The 18849-nt window shown below is 57.2% G+C and carries 16 protein-coding genes, 2 tRNA genes and 1 pseudogene; 9 read left to right on the top strand and 10 right to left on the bottom strand.

Annotation, left to right across the window (positions count from 1 at the left end; genetic code table 11):
• Nucleotides 1-383: 383 nt before the first annotated feature.
• Nucleotides 384-620 (top strand): hypothetical protein, encoded by a 237-nt coding sequence (locus tag HPC62_RS17805; RefSeq protein WP_172357818.1) that lies wholly within the window; start codon nucleotides 384-386, stop codon nucleotides 618-620.
• 7 nt (nucleotides 621-627) lie between these two features.
• Here the strand turns inward: HPC62_RS17805 and HPC62_RS17810 are convergent, their stop codons facing one another.
• From HPC62_RS17810 to HPC62_RS17825, 4 genes are all read right to left on the bottom strand, one after another.
• Nucleotides 628-2712: an ABC transporter ATP-binding protein gene (locus HPC62_RS17810; protein ID WP_172357819.1), complete on the bottom strand. Its 2085-nt coding sequence runs from the start codon at nucleotides 2710-2712 to the stop codon at nucleotides 628-630.
• Nucleotides 2713-2780: 68 nt separating this feature from the next.
• The gene (locus HPC62_RS17815) at nucleotides 2781-4358 is read right to left on the bottom strand and encodes an NAD(P)/FAD-dependent oxidoreductase (protein WP_172357821.1); all 1578 of its coding nucleotides are present in this window, start codon (nucleotides 4356-4358) and stop codon (nucleotides 2781-2783) included.
• Between the two features lie 47 nt (nucleotides 4359-4405).
• Nucleotides 4406-5170 (bottom strand): peptidylprolyl isomerase, encoded by a 765-nt coding sequence (locus HPC62_RS17820; protein WP_172357823.1) that lies wholly within the window; start codon nucleotides 5168-5170, stop codon nucleotides 4406-4408.
• Between the two features lie 39 nt (nucleotides 5171-5209).
• Nucleotides 5210-5776, bottom strand: coding sequence for a photosystem I assembly protein Ycf4 (locus HPC62_RS17825; protein ID WP_172357825.1), 567 nt, complete (start codon nucleotides 5774-5776; stop codon nucleotides 5210-5212).
• Between the two features lie 658 nt (nucleotides 5777-6434).
• Between HPC62_RS17825 and psbD the strand changes: the two genes are divergently transcribed.
• Both psbD and psbC read left to right on the top strand, forming a co-directional pair.
• Nucleotides 6435-7493 carry a photosystem II D2 protein (photosystem q(a) protein) gene (gene psbD, locus HPC62_RS17830; protein WP_172357827.1) on the top strand — a complete coding sequence of 353 codons (1059 nt, stop codon included), beginning with the start codon at nucleotides 6435-6437 and terminating at the stop codon, nucleotides 7491-7493.
• Entirely contained in the window at nucleotides 7477-8862 is a 1386-nt protein-coding gene (gene psbC, locus HPC62_RS17835) for a photosystem II reaction center protein CP43 (protein ID WP_172357829.1), read from the top strand. Before psbD ends, psbC begins: the two co-directional genes overlap by 17 nt.
• 113 nt (nucleotides 8863-8975) lie before the next feature.
• Here the strand turns inward: psbC and HPC62_RS17840 are convergent, their stop codons facing one another.
• Nucleotides 8976-10322: a GTP-binding protein gene (locus HPC62_RS17840; RefSeq protein WP_172359023.1), complete on the bottom strand. Its 1347-nt coding sequence runs from the start codon at nucleotides 10320-10322 to the stop codon at nucleotides 8976-8978.
• Nucleotides 10323-10603: 281 nt separating this feature from the next.
• Between HPC62_RS17840 and HPC62_RS17845 the strand changes: the two genes are divergently transcribed.
• The gene (locus HPC62_RS17845; RefSeq protein WP_172357831.1) at nucleotides 10604-11467 is read left to right on the top strand and encodes a transglutaminase family protein; all 864 of its coding nucleotides are present in this window, start codon (nucleotides 10604-10606) and stop codon (nucleotides 11465-11467) included.
• Between the two features lie 151 nt (nucleotides 11468-11618).
• Complete coding sequence (locus HPC62_RS17850; RefSeq protein ID WP_172357833.1) at nucleotides 11619-11816, top strand: hypothetical protein; 198 nt, start codon at nucleotides 11619-11621, stop codon at nucleotides 11814-11816.
• Nucleotides 11817-11996: 180 nt separating this feature from the next.
• Here HPC62_RS17850 and HPC62_RS17855 read toward each other — a convergent pair.
• The 3 genes from HPC62_RS17855 to HPC62_RS17865 all read right to left on the bottom strand — a co-directional run bounded on the left by HPC62_RS17855 (nucleotide 11997) and on the right by HPC62_RS17865 (nucleotide 13613).
• Nucleotides 11997-12068: transfer RNA gene (locus HPC62_RS17855), tRNA-Thr, on the bottom strand.
• 10 nt (nucleotides 12069-12078) lie between these two features.
• Nucleotides 12079-12160: transfer RNA gene (locus tag HPC62_RS17860), tRNA-Tyr, on the bottom strand.
• A 190-nt stretch (nucleotides 12161-12350) separates the two neighbouring features.
• Nucleotides 12351-13613 carry an aspartate aminotransferase family protein gene (locus HPC62_RS17865; protein WP_172357835.1) on the bottom strand — a complete coding sequence of 421 codons (1263 nt, stop codon included), beginning with the start codon at nucleotides 13611-13613 and terminating at the stop codon, nucleotides 12351-12353.
• A gap of 664 nt (nucleotides 13614-14277) precedes the next feature.
• On the opposite strand from HPC62_RS17865, the pseudogene ureE reads away from it, so the two are divergent.
• The 4 genes and pseudogenes from ureE to HPC62_RS23200 all read left to right on the top strand — a co-directional run.
• Nucleotides 14278-14772 (top strand): annotated as a pseudogene (gene ureE, locus HPC62_RS23765) (urease accessory protein UreE); the annotation flags it as partial.
• Between the two features lie 214 nt (nucleotides 14773-14986).
• Nucleotides 14987-15703, top strand: coding sequence for an urease accessory protein UreF (locus HPC62_RS17875; protein WP_172357839.1), 717 nt, complete (start codon nucleotides 14987-14989; stop codon nucleotides 15701-15703).
• Between the two features lie 47 nt (nucleotides 15704-15750).
• Nucleotides 15751-15918: a phytanoyl-CoA dioxygenase family protein gene (locus tag HPC62_RS23195; protein ID WP_216655280.1), complete on the top strand. Its 168-nt coding sequence runs from the start codon at nucleotides 15751-15753 to the stop codon at nucleotides 15916-15918.
• Nucleotides 15919-15957: 39 nt separating this feature from the next.
• Nucleotides 15958-16260 carry a phytanoyl-CoA dioxygenase family protein gene (locus HPC62_RS23200; RefSeq protein WP_216655281.1) on the top strand — a complete coding sequence of 101 codons (303 nt, stop codon included), beginning with the start codon at nucleotides 15958-15960 and terminating at the stop codon, nucleotides 16258-16260.
• A gap of 97 nt (nucleotides 16261-16357) precedes the next feature.
• Here the strand turns inward: HPC62_RS23200 and HPC62_RS23545 are convergent, their stop codons facing one another.
• Together HPC62_RS23545 and HPC62_RS17890 are read right to left on the bottom strand one after the other, a co-directional pair.
• Entirely contained in the window at nucleotides 16358-17263 is a 906-nt protein-coding gene (locus HPC62_RS23545; RefSeq protein WP_172357841.1) for a transposase, read from the bottom strand.
• 206 nt (nucleotides 17264-17469) lie between these two features.
• Nucleotides 17470-18783, bottom strand: a complete 1314-nt coding sequence (locus HPC62_RS17890) for an NF041680 family putative transposase (RefSeq protein WP_172353244.1) — start codon at nucleotides 18781-18783, stop codon at nucleotides 17470-17472.
• Between the last annotated feature and the right edge of the window lie 66 nt (nucleotides 18784-18849).

Raw genomic sequence — 18849 nt, forward strand, 5'->3', positions numbered from 1 at the left:
TCTTAGTCGGATTTCTTAGTCGGATTTCTTAGAGAGTGTTTGAAAAGGTATCGCCTGTAATGTTAAGCACTCGGAGATCCCCCCTAGCCCCCCTTAAAAAGGGGGGAAACCGCCTTAAAGTCCCCCTTTTGAAGGGGGATTTAGGGGGGTTTTGCACGCTTTGCTACAAACAGTAGGACTTTTCAAACATCTTCTTCTCAGTCAGATTTCTCAGTCAGATTTCTTGAGCGCAATTTGGGGACTACAGGCTCGATTGAGATGTCAGGTTCGACGCGAGTTTTTATGCAACGGTCAGAAATATTGGCTTAAACGGTTTCAACATTGGCTCGAAAGCTGTTGCGTTGATGGATTGGATCTGTGATTGGTTGAAGCTGTTTTCTGCGATGCAAACTCGCTATAGTTCCAATTTGCTCGGCCGCATCGGTCAGCCTCATTCCCCGTGTGGGGAATTTTTGGCGATCGCAAAGTTTTCGTCCTATTCTACGCGCAGCCAAGCGGCGGGCTGGGAAGCCTGGAAGCTCTGGAAGCCCCAAAAGCTCTGGAAGCCCCAAAAGCCGTGGAAGCCCAGATTCAGCCAGTGTTTAGACCTGATCCCTGGTTCTCTGAAAGATTCCCTCTGAAAATTGCTCAATCCGACTTGCCTTCATAGCCGCGTTCCAGCGCCTCCAGACTACGAAGCACGTTGAGCGTGGAGTAGTAGGCTTCTTCGGTGAGTTCAATCTGCTCGTCGGGGTCTGTCACAATGCCATCGACCAGCAGCCGCAGGGAGCCGATCATGGCGTTGAGCCGATTGCGGATTTCGTAGGAGCGGCGGGCTAGCTGGGTGGGTACGGCGCTGGCGCTGGGGGCCATTTCGTCGGCAAACTGGAGAGCGCAGAGGCGGGCGTAGTAGCCGTTTTGCCGCAGCAAGTTCTCGTGAGTGCCCAACTCCACCACGCGGCCCTGGTCGAGGACGGCGATTTGGTCGGCCCGCTGCACGGTGGAGAGGCGATGGGCGATGACCAGGGTCGTGCGATCGCGGCTAAGGGCTTCGATGGCGGCCTGCACAAGCCGTTCGGATACGGTGTCGAGGGCGCTGGTGGCTTCGTCGAGGATGAGGATTTCGGGATTTTGCAGCAGGGCGCGGGCGATCGCCAGCCGCTGGCGCTGTCCCCCAGAGAGCAGCAGGCCGCGATCGCCAATCAGGGTGTCCAGCCCGCTCGGCAACTGCCGGATAAACTCATCGGCATAGGCGAGTTTTGCCGCCTGCCACACCTGTGCTTCGGTTGCGTCGGGACAGCCGTAGGCAATGTTGTCGCGCACCGAAGCGTTGAACAAAATCGTGTCCTGGCTGATGATGCCCATCGCCCGCCGCACAGTTTTCAGGTCAAACTGCCGCAGGTCGATGCCGTCTAGCTCCACTGCGCCCAGCGTCGGGTCATAAAAGCGGGGCAGCAGATCCGCCAGGGTCGATTTGCCCGCGCCAGATGCACCCACTAGCGCCAGCGTCGTGCCCTTGGGCAGTTCCAGCGATATGTGTTCCAGCACGAAGCGATCTGGTTCCGCAGGGCCATTGCGATTTTGTGCCCCACCACTGGTGCGATTTGCGAAGCGATCCCTGCGGGAGTCGCCTGCTGTGTAGCTAAAAGACACATCCCGAAACCGAATGCCCTGCCGCAGACCAGTAAAAGGAATCGTGCCATTCTGCATAAACGGCTTGTCGTGGCGCTCCAAAAAGGCTTGCGACTGCTGGATGCTGGGCAGGGCGTTGGCGAACTGGTTGCGGGCGGTGTTGAGCTGGGCCAGCAGCGGCAGCATCCGAAACAGCAGCAGCAAAAACGTCAGCAGCACTGTGGAAAGCGTCTGCATTTCCGCTGCCAAAAACGTGCGCCCAATCCACACAATCAGAATCAGCGCCACTACGCCGACGACTTCGCTGAGGGGGGCGATCGCCGCTGAGCTAGCCAAGGATTGATACTCGGCCCGTTCGCGATCGCGCACCCGCCGCCGCAGTCGGGCATATTCTTGGTCTTCCGTCGCCGATGCCCGCACCAGCCGCATCCCGGTCAGCACGTCCAGCAGGGCGACGGAGTAATGCTTTGAGGCTTCCGACAGGGCTTCCCCATACTGGCGCGATCGCGCTACGCTCATTTGATTCACCAGCGTTACCCCCGCCAGCAGCCCCGCCGCCACCAGCGTCAGCGGCCACGACAGCGCCAGCAGCAGCCCCAGAAAGACCAGAATCGTGATACCCGTAGTCAGCCCCCGCACCGCCGTCGCCACGGCCGTCGCCGAGCGATTCACCTCTACGTTGAGCTGGTTCATCACGTCGCCCAGACTGCTGCCCGCAAAAAAACTCAGATCCACCGACAGCAGCAGCCGCAGCCCCGCCTCGCGCCAATCCGTCACCAGCACTCGCTTCAGCGCCCCCGCTACCAGTGCATTGCCATAGGCCGCCAGATTTTTCAGCCCGATTAGCAGCACCACTGCCACCGTCATTACCCACAGCCGCTGCCCTTCCGGTAGATTTTCAAACGGACTCAGCAGCCGCTGAATCGCCTCCGGCAGCCCCCGCAGCGGCACAGGCTGTCCCAAAAAATTTAGCAGCACGGGCACAATCAGCGCCGTACTCACGCCATTAAACACGCCCCCCAGCAGCCCTAGCAGCACCGTCAGCCCGATCCAGCCGGGGTATCGGCGGGTGATGTGGAAAAGGAAACGAGAGGGGGGCATGGAAGGATGGGGGGATGGGAATGGGAGCATAGAAGGGAGAGCGAGGTTCTGGGAGCTGCCTATTCTCCCTAATCTTCCTGCTCATAATCTCCTCCCGACCCATACTTCCAGGCATCTAGCCAGCGTGAGATGCGATAGCGCCAGGGGGGCGGCAGCGTCTTGCTCCAGGGGCGGAGCGATATGCCTCCAAAACGCTTGTGCAACTGCCCGATTTGGTCTAGGCCCGCGTATAGCCCCAGGTTGGCATAATGCCAGAGCCAGCTCGCGAGAGTGCCCAGCCCCACCTGCGGAATGATTTGCAGCACAATGCGGGGGTGTGCTACTGAGGTTCGCAGCATGGCTTGGGCCAACGCGGGAAACTGCACCACGTCTTGCAAAAAGGGCCGCAGCACGGGGTCACCCAGCGCGGCCATATCGGCAAACACCGCCGAGAGCAGTTGATTAATCCGGTCAGGCGGTACGGTCTGGTCAACCCCGACGCTCATGGCCCGCTGAAACAGCCAGGTCACAGAGAGATTGGGTTGGTAGGGTTGCAGCAGCGCTAGGGCAGAACGGTGGAGTTGGTCGGTTGCTAGAGCCTGGTGGATGCCGTCTGCCAGCCGGGGCAAGTGGCGCAGCATCGCTCCAAAGCCGCCAAAGCTGAGGGGAGATTGGCCGCCGCTGCTGTCGCCGATGGGCAAAATTCGGCTCCACTTGGGCTGGAGCGGACTTTGGCGATAGCAGGGAAAAAAGCCATAGAGCGATCGCCTAATGTTTAGCGCCTCCAGCGCCACCCCCTGATACTGCGGCAATAGCCGAAAATACTCGTCAAACAACTGCTCCAGGCTGGGGCGGCTGGGGTGTGCGTCCAGATAGGTGAAGAGATACGTTGTTCTGCCGTCGCGGGCGGGAAACGCCTCCCAAAAATATTGACACTGGTTTTCAATCGGCGTGATGGAGGCAAACAGGTCGCCCGTTTCGTTGTGCGGAAAGCCCTGAGCGCAGGTGCCCACCACCATACAAACCGCATCCGGCTTCTGTCCGCCTCTTGCCTGCTGGCTAATGGGCGAAAAGTGCCCCATCGCGTCTAGCAGCAGCCGCGTTTTGAACCCGTTGCCAGCCTGCACTGCCACGCCATCCGGGTGAACCGTCGCCGCTGCGAACCCCGTCTGCTCGAACAACTGCCCGCCTGCTGCCAGAAATTTTGCTTTCAGCGTTTCGAGCAACTGTCGGGGACTCACGCCCACATTCAGCACGTCTCGCACCCAGAGTTCGGTGCCGCCCTGAAAGGCGATGCGGGCAGGATTATATTCACTGGCGATCGCCCCCTCCAGTTCTGCCGGACTCAGCAGATGCAGGTGGACTAGCACCGCCAGTTCTCGCCGCGAAATATTCCACTCTTGGTCGCGCCCCTGCAAAATGCCCCGCTCCAGCAGCGCCACCCGCCAGCCCCGCCGTACCAGCGCACAGCCCATCAGCAGCCCCAGCGTGCCGCCGCAAATTACCACGTCCCACTCGGTTTCGCCCAGCGGCTCTGAGGATTCAGTTATGACAGTGGGACAGGGAATCCTGCCCTCTCGATAGGCTTGCCACAGGGCATCGGCTCGGCGCAGCCCCACTAGTGGGTTATCAGGCAAGGCAGACAGGAGGGTTTCGGCAAGTCCCATCGGTTGCTCACAGGAGTAAAGTTCGCGGGATAAAAAACTGTGTGCCCTTAGCCACCCGTCTTCAGGTTTTCCAACCCTGCGGTAACGCGGGCCGTCTCGATGCGATCGCCCTGCTGAATCTCGTCCACCACGTCCATCCCGCGGGTTACATAGCCAAACACAGCATACTGCCCATCCAGAAAGCCCAGATCCGCCAGGGTGAAATAAAACTGCGACGAAGCCGAGTCAGGAAACTGCGATCGCGCCATTGCCACCGCCCCTCGCGTGTGTTTCAGCACGGGCGCGGTTCCAGGCTCCAGTGTTTTCCCATACACGGGTTCCGCTGCACCAGCGGGCTTGATTTCTAGCGGAATGTAGCGCGGGCTAGAGGTGGCAGGGTCAATAAAGCTGCCCGTACCCAGCATCCCCAGGGGCACACTGGCATCTTTGCTCTGGGGGTCGCCGCCCTGCACCACAAACGGCTCTGGCTCTCGTACCACGCGATGAAACATCAGCCCGTCGTAGACCCCGCGATTCACCAAATCGACGAAATTTCCAGCGGTAATCGGTGCATCCTGGCCGTTCACCTGGATTTCAATGGGCGACCCCTTGACCCGAATTTCGACGGTCGCTTCGCCGTCCAGTCGTGCCAGGTTTGCGTAGGGCGTAGCTGGGCCGGGAGCGGGCGTGAGGACGGGCGATTGGGCGATCGCCGAGTCGCCAGATGCAGTACCAGAACTAGCGTTGTCTGTATTCGCCCCCGAACAGCCTCCAATTAGCATCAGGCCAACCAGTCCAACCAGGGCGAACCACCGCCCCATTTTCTGTCTCATTGCGCGTCTCCTAGCTCCTAAACTAGCTCACTCAACTTGCTACAGACCTTCCAGCGGCACACCCAAAAACCGCGCCAGTTCAGCGCCTTCGGTTTCCAGTTCTGCCAGCGCCATCGGTTGTCCCACCCGCGTCAGGGGAATGTCGCCCTTGCCTTTGATCCGCAGGTAGAGCGATCGCTTCGGGTTGAGTCCTTCTTTAATCTGCACGCGAATCGCCTGCACGTCCTCTAACTTATGAGTGACTTCAATTTTGCGGTTCTTGCCCGGAAAGCCCGACCGAAAAATCGTCAGCATCCCCGTATCCCGGTTGAACTCGTTATAGCCGCCGCCCACATCCCACAAAATCACCAGCCACAGATAGGTCGCCAGCAGCAGCGCCAACACGCCGTAAAACCCCATCACCAGCCCCTGCGGAATAAAAACGAGCTGCGTTGGGTCAGAAAACGGCAGCAGATTGACTTTCAAATAGCTGGAAATGCTGGACAGCAAAAAGCCCAGTCCTCCGCCCAAAATTACCGTCGCCCACCAATAGTTGCTCAGGCGGCGAGACCCCACAACCGTCTTCCGCAGCACGCGGCTCTCGGTGGACACACTGGATGCGGTCATACTCTCAATTTCCCAGGTCGTTTTTAATGTGTTCAGATTGAATTGATTTTGATAGGACTTACGCGGTTAGACGATTTTTTGCGGGCTGCGCCCGCAAAAAATCGTCTAAAACCCAGAAAATTTAAGCGCAAGTGCATAAGTCCTATTTGATATCTACTGGATATCTGGCTGAGAAGCAAAGCACCTCAATCTCGATTATGCTGCACATCTGGCCCCTCAGCCGGAGCAGATCTCTCCTCAACAACATTCGCACTAGCCTTGTCTAAATCCAGCGAATAACTCTCAAAGCTCAGGCCCAGCGCTAGCTCGGTTTACGACCGGCTTAATTTCCTTCCAATCTCTCTCAGGTTTTTACAGCGTTCTTGGAGAGTCTCCACAACCCGGTATCCAGAGAAATCCAGCCATTTCGGGTTCAGCCAAAGATGCAAAATCTGAAATGAGAGGTACGTATCGGATTGTAAAAATTTTCGTATGTACTTATCATATAGACAAATCTAAACTGGCTTGGTGAATTGAAAGCTAGGTATAAGTACCTGCTTGGGTTCTGTTTCCCTAAAACCAAGTTGAGTCACACCACTCCAATCGGGCCGCTGATTCTGGTCAAACAGAGTCACACCGTGAGAGGATTGGACTTTGCGCCATATTAAGAGGTTATGAAATGACCGTAGCAATGGGAAGAGCGCAAGCCCAGCGAGGATGGTTTGACGTTCTCGACGACTGGCTAAAGCGCGACCGATTTGTCTTCGTAGGATGGTCAGGCATTCTGCTATTCCCCTGCGCCTACCTGGCGCTGGGAGGCTGGCTGACCGGCACCACCTTCGTCACCTCCTGGTACACCCACGGCATCGCCAGTTCCTACCTAGAGGGCTGCAACTTTTTGACCGCCGCCGTATCCACCCCGCCCAACAGCCTGGGACACAGCCTGTTGTTTTTGTGGGGCCCCGAAGCCCAGTGGAACTTCACCCGCTGGTGTCAACTAGGCGGCTTGTGGACCTTTGTCGCTCTGCACGGCGCATTCGGACTGATCGGCTTCATGCTGCGACAGTTTGAGATTGCCCGTCTAGTGGGCATCCGTCCGTACAACGCCCTGGCATTCTCCGGTCCCATCGCCGTGTTTGTCAGCGTATTTCTGCTGTACCCGCTAGGACAATCGGGCTGGTTCTTCGCCCCCAGCTTTGGCGTTGCCGCCATCTTCCGATTCATCCTATTCGTGCAAGGCTTCCACAACTTCACCCTGAACCCGTTCCACATGATGGGCGTGGCCGGCATCCTGGGGGGTGCGCTGTTGTGCGCCATCCACGGAGCGACCGTGGAGAACACCCTGTACGAAGACGGCGACAAGGCGAACACCTTCCGCGCCTTCAACCCGACACAGGCAGAAGAGACCTACTCGATGGTGACCGCCAACCGCTTCTGGTCTCAGATTTTCGGGATTGCGTTTTCCAACAAGCGCTGGCTGCACTTCTTCATGCTGTTTGTGCCGGTCACGGGTCTGTGGATGGCGAGCATTGGGATTGCGGGCTTGGCGCTGAACCTGCGGGCGTATGACTTTGTGTCGCAGGAGATTCGCGCGGCGGAAGACCCGGAGTTTGAGACGTTCTACACCAAGAACATTCTGCTGAACGAGGGCATCCGCGCCTGGATGGCTCCGCAAGACCAGCCTCACGAAAACTTTGTATTCCCTGAAGAGGTACTGCCCCGTGGTAACGCTCTCTAGTAGCTCAATGGTTGCCGGAAACCGCGACCAGGAATCCTCCGGGTTTGCCTGGTGGGCTGGCAACGCCCGTCTAATTAATCTTTCTGGAAAGCTGTTGGGCGCTCATGTTGCCCACGCTGGTCTGATTGTCTTCTGGGCAGGCGCGATGACGCTGTTTGAAGTGGCTCACTTCGTGCCTGAGAAGCCCATGTATGAGCAAGGGCTAATTCTGCTGCCTCACCTGGCAACGCTGGGTTGGGGCGTGGGCCCTGGCGGTGAAGTGCTGGATACCTTCCCCTACTTTGTGGTGGGTGTGCTGCACCTGATTTCCTCTGCTGTTCTGGGTCTGGGCGGGATTTACCATGCCGTTCGTGGCCCCGAAACGCTGGAAGAATACTCTTCCTTCTTTGGATACGACTGGAAGGATAAGAACCAGATGACCAACATCATCGGGTATCACCTGATCCTGCTGGGTCTGGGTGCCTTCCTGCTGGTGTTTAAGGCTATGTTCTTCGGTGGTGTGTATGACACCTGGGCACCGGGTGGCGGTGACGTTCGCGTTATCACCAACCCGACGCTGAACCCAGTGACGATTTTTGGCTACCTGCTGAAGTCTCCCTTTGGCGGCGAAGGCTGGATCGTCAGCGTCAACAACATGGAAGACGTAATCGGTGGCCACATCTGGGTCGGCTTCATCTGCATCGCAGGTGGTGTCTGGCACATCCTGACCAAGCCGTTCGGCTGGGTGCGCCGCGCCTTTATCTGGTCGGGTGAAGCTTACCTGTCTTATAGCCTGGGCGCTCTGTCGCTGATGGGCTTTGTGGCTTCCACGATGGTTTGGTACAATAACACGGTTTATCCTAGCGAGTTCTTCGGCCCCACCGGCCCCGAAGCGTCGCAGGCTCAAGCTCTCACCTTTCTGATCCGTGACCAGCGCTTGGGTGCAAACGTGGGTTCTGCTCAGGGCCCCACAGGTCTGGGTAAGTACCTGATGCGCTCTCCGACGGGTGAAATCATCTTCGGCGGTGAAACCATGCGCTTCTGGGACTTCCAGGGCCCCTGGCTGGAGCCGCTGCGTGGTCCCAATGGTCTAGATCTGGATAAGATCAAGAATGACATTCAGCCTTGGCAAGCTCGCCGCGCGGCTGAGTACATGACTCACGCGCCGCTGGGTTCCCTGAACTCTGTGGGCGGTGTGGCGACCGAAATTAACTCGGTAAACTTTGTGTCGCCTCGCGCCTGGCTGGCAACGTCTCACTTTGTGCTGGCGTTCTTCTTCCTGGTGGGTCACCTGTGGCATGCGGGTCGCGCCCGTGCTGCGGCGGCTGGCTTTGAGAAGGGTATCGACCGCGAGTCTGAGCCGGTGTTGGCAATGCCGGATATCGACTAGTCTGCCGACTAGTGTTGGCAATTAGTTGCTGACTAGTTGCTGAACTTTGTAAGCGCCCCCTGCGATTGCGGGGGCGTTTTTTACGCTTTTCTTACTTTTTTCCTAGTTTTTTGCTATCCGCCCAATTCCCGCTGGAGTCGGTACATGACTGTATCTTCGTCTACTTGGCTGAGGATGTCCTGAATTACCGTGTTGGGCCCGTCCGGCCCCCAAGTACAGCCGCGTTCCAGGTAGGCCTGGGCAGCCTTGCCTACGCGGTAGGAACCGTATCCGGCGATCGCCCCCTGAGCCACCGCCGCACTGCCGTAGGCCATTAGACCCCCGACGCTGTCGAACATCGCGCCCACCGCCGACGCACTCTTGCCCGCCCCCAAGAGCAAGCCGCTGCCCACTTCACCCAGCAGCAGACTGCCCGAACTCCACAAAATCGCCTGGAGCAGTTTGCCCGCCTCAAAGCTGGTCATGGGTAGGCCGTAGAGCTTTGCCAGATTGCGGATCATCACCAGATCGGTCACAGCCCCGCCCGCGAGATCAAGAATCGCAATGGGGTTCACGCCGATGGCGATCGCCTTCCACTTGGCAAATTTCCAGATCAACTCCTCCGCCTGCTCCTGGTTTAGCTTCAGGGCTTTGCGGGCGATGCCCTGCTCCGTTTCTCGCGCCTGCCGCAGCGCATTTAGCGCCAGCAGCGACTTGCCTTCCTTTTGGATAATGTCTACCAGCAGCGCCCGCAGCTCCTCCACTTGCGGCGGTGGCGACTCCCATTCGTGCGTCACGCTGCCGTCGGGCCACTCCACTCGCACCTGCACGGGCGCAGGCTCCGCCGACACACGCACCACGTCCTCCGGCATGAGAAACGGACGACCGCGATCGCCCCCTTCTGCAAACAGAATTCTCAGCTTCTGGTAAATCGCGTCCCGATCTTGGTCAGGATACAAATCTGCCTTGTTAAACACCAGCAGCATGGGCTTGTGGGCCGCTTGCAGTTCTGCCAATGCTTGATATTCTGTGCGTGTAATATCGCCTGCAATGACAAACAAAATTAGGTCGGCCTGATTAGCCACGTCCCGCGCCATCTCAGCCCGCGTCTGCCCGCCCACTTCATCCAGCCCTGGCGTGTCGATAAGTTCCACCCGCAGGTCGCTCTCCGGCAGCGCCCAATAGACCGAGCGGGGATACTGGGTCACGCCGTTGATCGGCCCGGTCGGCAATAGCTTTTGCCCGATGAGTCCGTTAATCACCGCCGATTTGCCCCGGCTCACCAGACCAAACACTGCAATCCTCAGCAGGCTGCAATTCAGCTTGTCCAGCGCGGCTGAAAGCTGGTTCAAATCGGTTTTGAGGGAGGCCTGAAGCTCCACATCTCCTGCGCCTCGTCGGGGCGATCGCGCCTTTTGGGTATAGCGTCCGATGGCTTGTCGCAGGCTGGCCCGCGCCCGCTGAAAATGTGTATCTTGCATTCCCAGGGGAATCAAGCCAGAGGGCGGCGCAGTAGATGAGTCGCGAGGCGGAAACTGAGTCACAGCAGAAAAGAAATTCTTCAGTTATATTTTGGACGATTCTGCCCATCGCTACGATCGGAGATCGGGAGCCTTGGAGGCGAAATTGCCGTATCCCCCCGACCAATCTGGAAAAATCCAGCCGAACCCACAGCCAAAGCGTCATCAAAGTCACAGCAATGTCCCAATCATCCAGGCTTCGATAACGGCATTCTGCCAGTCCTAACTCCTCGCTCGCCGCCATGCGCTATTGGATTCGCCACACGACAACTTATCGATACGATCGCCCGGTGACGCTTGCCCCGCATTGGGTTCGGCTGCGGCCGCGCAGCGATGTGACGCAGATCTTGCACAACTTTTCGCTGACGGTAGAGCCGGTGCCAGAGCGCGTAGCCGAGAACCTGGATTTGGAGGGAAATAGCGTCCTCAAGCTGACGTTTGGCGATGAACCGCTGGAGCAGTTTCAGCTGACGACGATTTCGGAGGTGGAAACCTTTCGCACCAATCCCTTTGACTTTTTGCTGGAACCCTGGGCCAGCCGCCTGCCCATCGATTATCCCATTTCGCTGTATCGACAACTTCAGCCCTATCTGGCTACCTCGGCGGCTGGACTGCCCGCCCTTGACCCGATTGCCCTCCAGTTGGCCAACGACCTGTGGCTGCAAACGGACGGAAACCCCGTTACCTTTCTTTGGCAGTTGAACCAGCAAATTCATGCCAACTGTCGCCATATCATTCGCGAGACAGGCGAGCCATTTCCGCCGAGCGTCACCTGGGGCAAGGAGGCGGGGTCTTGCCGCGACCTGACGGTGCTATTTACGGAAGTGTGTCGGGCTGTGGGGCTGGCGGCGCGGTTCGTTAGCGGCTATCAGGAAGCCGACGCAGGTAACGATCCCGAACTGCACGCCTGGGCAGAGGTGTACCTCCCTGGCGCAGGCTGGCGTGGCTATGACCCAACACAGAATCTGGCAGTGGGCGATCGCTACATTGCCCTAGTGGCCAGCTCCAGCTACCGGGATGCAGCCCCCCTCAGCGGCACACTCAAAACAGGCATCGGCGCAAGCTCAGAACTCCATACCACGCTAGAAATTGAGGCTCAGGAGTGAGCCAGCGAGGAATTGTCTGGGAAGCGTGTCTGGGAAGCTTGTCTAGGAAGCTTGTCTAGGAAACGTGTTTGGGAACGTTACGTGGAGGTTTCATATAATATCAAATCTCCAAAGATCTGCTGCATATAAGAAGATGCCAAAGCTAGCCGCTATGAGTGGAGTCCTTAAAATCGATATCGATATCGCTGAAACAGCAGAAGAACTAAAAGCCGTCTTGGAACAACAGCAACGGGCATCTCAGCGCCGTAAAGTGCAGGTGTTGTGGTGGTTAAAAACAGGACAAGCGAAGCGTGTTGAGCAGTTTACCGTTTTCCTGAATGGCTCCACCGCAAGCGCAGCATTCCGTTAAAAGCCTCCACCGCAGCCGCGATCGCATAAAAACCCAAAACCGCCATACCAAATCGATAACCAATTTTAGGGGGAGGATGGGAAAAACCTGTCCCTAGCTGTCCCAGGTTGGTAATTCGTACCAACAAGAAAGCCCCTAACAGGAAGCGTTAGAGGCTTGATACATAAGGCTTTTAGGCTAAGCCCGTGATGAGGATTGAACTCATGACCTCACCCTTACCAAGGGTGTGCTCTACCACTGAGCTACACGGGCAATCGGGGGATGGGCCGGGCTGGATTCGAACCAGCGTAGGCGTAGCCAGCGGATTTACAGTCCGCCCCCATTAACCACTCGGGCACCGACCCGTCCATCCCACGATTGATAATCGTAGCACGGGTAGAGGGGACTCTTCCACAAATTTCTCACACAAATTTCTCAAAAGATTTCCCAGAAAAGTTTCAGGGCATCTGCGACCTTGCTTCGGGTTGGGCGGTATTGACCCGAAAATTGACCCGAAGCAAGGTGGACTGGTTGCCTAAAACCAACGCCTCAGCCCTAAAGAGACAAGTTGCTCAGGGACTGATTCAGCCGTCCGAGGGCTTGCTCAATTTCCGCAGCGGTGACGATCAGCGGTGGCACAAAGCGCACCACCTTCGGGCCAGCGGGAACGAGCAGCAGCCCTTGGGCGATCGCCGCTTTTACGATATCCGCCGACACGGTAGCAGTTTCTTCCTTCAGCACCAGACCGTTGATCAGGCCCCAGCCGCGCACTTCTGCGACGAGTGCTGGATATTGCTGGGCGATCGCCCGCAGCCCCTCCCGCAGTTGTTCGCCCCGCTCCTGCACGTTTTGCAACAAGTTGTCGCGCTCCAAAGTTTCGCACACTGTTAGCGCCACGCCACAGGCAAAGGGGTTGCCACCAAAGGTGCTGGCGTGATCACCCGGTTGAAAGATGTCGCAAAACGACTTGCAGAGCATCGCGCCAATGGGGATGCCGCCGCCCAGTCCTTTAGCCGAGGTGAAAATGTCGGGTTCGATGCCCAGGTTCTCATAGCCCCACAGTTGCCCGCTGCGGCCCATGCCGACCTGCACTTCGTCCAGAATGAGCAGAATCCCTTTTTCATCGCAGATTTCGCGAATCCGCTGAAAATAAGCGCGATCGCCCGGCCGCACGCCACCTTCGCCCTGGAGCGCCTCCAGCATAATGGCCGCCACTTGGGGTTGGTCGGCATCCAGTTGGGCGATCGCCGCTTCTAGGGCTGCAATATCGTTGTAGGGAACGTAGTGAAACCCCGGCATCAGCGGGTCAAAGTTCTTCTGATACTTCGGCTGACCAGTGGCAGTGATAGTGGCCAGAGTGCGCCCGTGGAAGCTGGCATGAGCCGTCAGCACGATCGGGTTGGCGATGCCGCGCACGGTATGGGCATACTTCCGCGCCAGTTTAATTGCGCCTTCGTTCGCCTCTGCGCCAGAGTTGCAGAAAAATACGCGATCGGCGCAGGAATGCTCGACCAGCCATTTTGCCAAGTCGCCCTGCTCTGGGATGTAGAACAGGTTGGAAACGTGGTGCAGCTTTTGAATCTGGCGATTGACTGCGTTCACCATAGCCGGGTGGGCATGGCCCAGTGTGCAGGTGGCAATGCCCGCCACAAAGTCCAGATAATCGCGTCCTTCGCTGTCCCACACGCGGCAACCTGCGCCTCGCTCCAGCACGATGGGAAAACGAGCATAGCTATTGATGACATAGGCATCGAACTCGGTGGGGGAGTAGGGACTTGCAGCGGCAATCGGCGGCGAGACAAGGGTTTCTAGACTCACAAGCGGCTCCTTGATGATGTGAAGTGGCTGACTCTAAAGAAGTGACTCTAAATGAGGTGACTCCGCAGCGCCCCTGAATACAGGTTGTATAGGGTTAGAGGCTGCATCAAATAATCATCGAACGATGGGACGATTCTCAATTAAATATCGAATCATTAGTTTAAGAGCTAATTTATGAAGCAAATCTTAAGAAGCCTGAAACTCTTGGCATGTGTGGCTTTGAGGTCATGCTTGCCCAGGAAAAGCGGTTTCTCGGAAATCCTTGATTAACAAGGCTTTCAGGCTCCTTTACAAATTAGCTCTAAGCCCCATCTTAGGGTAGTTTTTTGGCTGGGGGCTATGCCTGATCGGGTGAGGCAATCGCTTTCTGGTTATGAAATGCCAATATTTAGCGACCGATGAGGGCAAGACTAACGCCCTGACGAGGGCTGGGGTTGTGAGGGTTGACCGGTTTGGCGCTCGACCCGGTGGTTTTCGCTGGCGTGACCAGGGTTGGCGCTGCACTAGCCGATATTAGCCTGCATAGCACTGTGGATGACTCCTGATTCGGGTGTAATCTACTTCCATAGCGCTTTTTAGACCCTGAGGATGATCGCAAAGCCGTGACTAATCCCTGGGGAATCTCTCAGAACGCGAACCCAAAACTCAGACCATTGCTACTGCCATGCTTGTCCTCACCCAACGGCTCCCTGCTCCGGGCGATTGCGCCGAATTGCCTGCCGAAGTGTTTCCTGAGTTGACGCTGCTGTTGACGGCGGAGGAACGAGTGCGATCGCGCCACTATTTTGAATCCTTGGAGGGCGTGCCCTGCTCGCTGCAATTGCCCAGGGGAACCGTGCTGCGGGATGGGGACGTGCTGCTGGCGGCTTCGGGCGAGCGGGTGCGCGTGGTGGCCCGACCGGAACCCGTCGTCACCGTCACCGCCCACACGCCGCTGGCGCTGCTGCGAGCCGCCTATCATCTAGGCAATCGCCATGTGCCGCTGGAGGTCGCAGAAACCTATCTGCGCTTTTCTCCCGACTCCGTTTTGCAAGATATGGTGGGAAAAATGGGGTTGCATCTGAAACTGGAGGAGCGTCCCTTTCAGCCAGAGACGGGGGCCTATGAAGGGTCGGGGTTCGGTGGTCAGGAACTGGGACATTCGCACCACAATTCGCACCACCATTCAAATCAAGATTTGCGCTACCATTCGCATCGCCATTCGCATCGCTATTCTCCCGCTCATGACCACGACCATGATCCTGGACGCGACCAGTCTGATGAGGACATTTACTACTCTGAGCCTTTAGATCAGCATTCTGAAACGAATTCTCAAGCAGGTTCTTTTCAGCATTCCTATGAACCTGCAAGTAAGCGTTCGCAGGAGTCTTCTCATGGCGTGTGAAGCGGCGTTGGGTGGCGAGCGTCTGCTGCGGCTATTGCAGTTGGCGAGTCCGGCGCTGCCTGTGGGGGCTTACAGCTACTCCGAAGGGCTAGAGACGCTGGTAGCACAGGGGCAATTGTCGGATGTAGCCAGCTTGCAGCACTGGATTGAGCAAGAGTTGGCGGCTGGAGCGATGCGGCTGGAGGCGGCGGTGATGGCGCGGGTCTACGAAGCGGCGATCGCCCCCAGTTTTCCTGCTCTAGGATACTGGAACCAATGGCTGTCGGCGCTACGCGAGGCAGAGGAACTGCGGCTACAAAGCTGGCAAATGGGGCGATCGCTCTATCGGCTGCTGCTCGATCTCGACCCCAGCGTTGCCCCGCTCTTGGAAGCCTGCGGGGAAACCAGCAACGCAGCCGAAAATTTTGCGGTGAATTTTGCCGTGGTGTATGCGATCGCCGCCGCCCACTGGCAGATCGACTCGCGGGCTGCCATCCTTGGCTATTTGCACAGTTGGGCCAGCAATTTGGTCAACGCAGGCGTGAAGCTGATTCCGCTGGGGCAAACGGCGGGGCAACGGCTGCTGCTGAGCCTTGCTCCGGCGATCGCCCGCACAACCGATGCAGCGCTCGTCTTACCCGAAGACGACTTTGGGGCGTGCAGTTGGGGACAGGCGATCGCCTGCATGGCCCACGAAACGCTTTACACACGGCTATTCCGCAGCTAATTCCCAATTTTTCCTTAATTCTTGAATTTCCTGAGCAGGAGACGGCTTTGAACGAGCAGGAATGGTACTTGTTTGATTTGCAGGGTTATCTGGTGGTGGAAAACGTGCTGACGGCGGCGCAACTAGACGCGCTCAATGCCGAACTCGATCGCCAAATTGCGGTTGTCAATGATCCTGACCGCACCTGGTTTCGCTGGGACGGGCTGCTGCCCTAGGGGCCGCCGTTTCAAGCCCTAATCGACCCGCCGCCCCTGATGCCGTATTTGAAAACGCTGCTGGGCGAGGGCTTTCGGCTGGATCACGACTACGCGCACGTCATCCGCCAGGGCAGCGGCCCCATCGGCACGCGGCTCCACGGCGGCGGCACGCCCTACGACCCCTGTCAGTATTACCACGTTCACAATGGGCGGATGTATAACGGGCTGACGGCCGTCGCCTATGAACTGCGGGACGTGCGCCCCGGCGAGGGCGGTTTTGCTTGCATTCCCGGTAGCCACAAAAGTAATGCCCCTTTCCCCGATGAATGGCGCGATCTGGAAAACTTTAGTTTGGACTAACTGGCATCACAATAATGCTCAACAGGATGCCATAAAGAATCTGCTCAACCGTTCATAACAGTTGAACTTAAGGAATTGGATACAATCCTGCTCGCAGTTAAGCTGCTGTTGCAACCGGACTGTTCAGGGATTGTTCGGATGTCTTGCGTTTCGAGGCTCGTTTTTTGACCATCGGATAGCAGGGACGAGGAGTTGGCTTGTGCCCCTTGCCTCGTCCTGGCGATTTACCACGAGGTTTAGGCGCAGGAGCAGGGGTGCCAATCGCTGCCAAAATGCCTGCAAACGCTTGTGCGACCCGACCCGGAGTCAACGTTTCTTGCGGTGCCTGCCAGGGCAAGGGGTGGTCAGTACAGTCCTTTCGCGCTAACCACAACTGCCAACTGAGCAACGGCATCAGGCTGCTCCACTGTTCGGTTGCCGATACAGAACTGAACTGGGGATGTGTCCAATATAGCCTCTGCTTGGCAAAGCGATACCAGTGTTCAATGGCAAAGCGACGGAGGTAGTGCAACCACAGGGTTTCTAACGGAGGCATCTGCTCACCCAGCCAAACTAACCACAAAGGAGCCAAGCGTCGCGTGCTGCTCTGTGTCTCCAGCACCTCCACGCGCAACACTTCCATTGCCCGTTTGGGGGATTTGCGGAAATGGTATGCACTCCAACGACTGACCCGCACTCGTCCCCAGTTGGGATCATCGACTTCAACGGTTTCGACCGGGACACTCCAAGTGTCAGGGTCATTGAGTTTCATCTTATGTCCATGCTTGGCAGGTGCGCCTCGCCCTCGATACGCTGGGGGCGCGCCATAGACACATCGATTGGATGTAACCCGCAGCAGCAAGTCTGCCTCAATCCCTGCCGTTTGGTTGACAAAACTGGCATTGCCGTACCCTCGGTCGTAGATCGCCAACGGACGCACCGCTAACTGCCGAGTCACTTGTTTGAGTTGGAATGCCGCTTTACTGGCGGGTGTTTCAAAGCTGGTGATGCGCTCATGCCGCAATGGTAATGCCCAACTGCCCCTGTCTTCAGCAATCCAGGCTAAGGTACTGTAGTTTTGTCCGGCTATCGGGGCATGTCCTGTTCTGCCTGATAACTTTAGTTTGGACTAACTGGCATCACAATAATGCTCAACAGGATGCCATAAAGAATCTGCTCAACCGTTCATAACAGTTGAACTTAAGGAATTGGATACAATCCTGCTCGCAGTTAAGCTGCTGTTGCAACCGGACTGTTCAGGGATTGTTCGGATGTCTTGCGTTTCGAGGCTCGTTTTTTGACCATCGGATAGCAGGGACGAGGAGTTGGCTTGTGCCCCTTGCCTCGTCCTGGCGATTTACCACGAGGTTTAGGCGCAGGAGCAGGGGTGCCAATCGCTGCCAAAATGCCTGCAAACGCTTGTGCGACCCGACCCGGAGTCAACGTTTCTTGCGGTGCCTGCCAGGGCAAGGGGTGGTCAGTACAGTCCTTTCGCGCTAACCACAACTGCCAACTGAGCAACGGCATCAGGCTGCTCCACTGTTCGGTTGCCGATACAGAACTGAACTGGGGATGTGTCCAATATAGCCTCTGCTTGGCAAAGCGATACCAGTGTTCAATGGCAAAGCGACGGAGGTAGTGCAACCACAGGGTTTCTAACGGAGGCATCTGCTCACCCAGCCAAACTAACCACAAAGGAGCCAAGCGTCGCGTGCTGCTCTGTGTCTCCAGCACCTCCACGCGCAACACTTCCATTGCCCGTTTGGGGGATTTGCGGAAATGGTATGCACTCCAACGACTGACCCGCACTCGTCCCCAGTTGGGATCATCGACTTCAACGGTTTCGACCGGGACACTCCAAGTGTCAGGGTCATTGAGTTTCATCTTATGTCCATGCTTGGCAGGTGCGCCTCGCCCTCGATACGCTGGGGGCGCGCCATAGACACATCGATTGGATGTAACCCGCAGCAGCAAGTCTGCCTCAATCCCTGCCGTTTGGTTGACAAAACTGGCATTGCCGTACCCTCGGTCGTAGATCGCCAACGGACGCACCGCTAACTGCCGAGTCACTTGTTTGAGTTGGAATGCCGCTTTACTGGCGGGTGTTTCAAAGCTGGTGATGCGCTCATGCCGCAATGGTAATGCCCAACTGCCCCTGTCTTCAGCAATCCAGGCTAAGGTACTGTAGTTTTGTCCGGCTATCGGGGCATGTCCTGTTCTGCCTGATAAGGTGCGGTCTTTCAAACGCCTGGCAGCAGGACGGTTCCACCGACTCGCATCACCTGCCAACAACGGTTGCTGCTGAGTCGGTATCTGCTGCACCAACAGCTTCAGCACCTTTGATCGGGGTAGGCGGCTATCGCGCAACGCTTCATAGGTGCTCGACCACTGGCGACGAAAGACAGGACTCTGCGATAGCCTCACAAACGACACGATGCACGCACTCACTAACACGGCATCCATCAGATCAAACAGGGCATCTCTGGCGTTTCCCAAGCTGGCATACAACGTTTGGCGAAATTGCTGAAGTTCGTTGAAAATCATGGGGTCAATGTTGGTTGTACTTCATTGACCTTACGGCAGTCGGTGCTTCTCATTGACTGCCTTCCT

Source organism: Thermoleptolyngbya sichuanensis A183, assembly GCF_013177315.1.
GTDB lineage: Bacteria > Cyanobacteriota > Cyanobacteriia > Elainellales > Elainellaceae > Thermoleptolyngbya > Thermoleptolyngbya sichuanensis.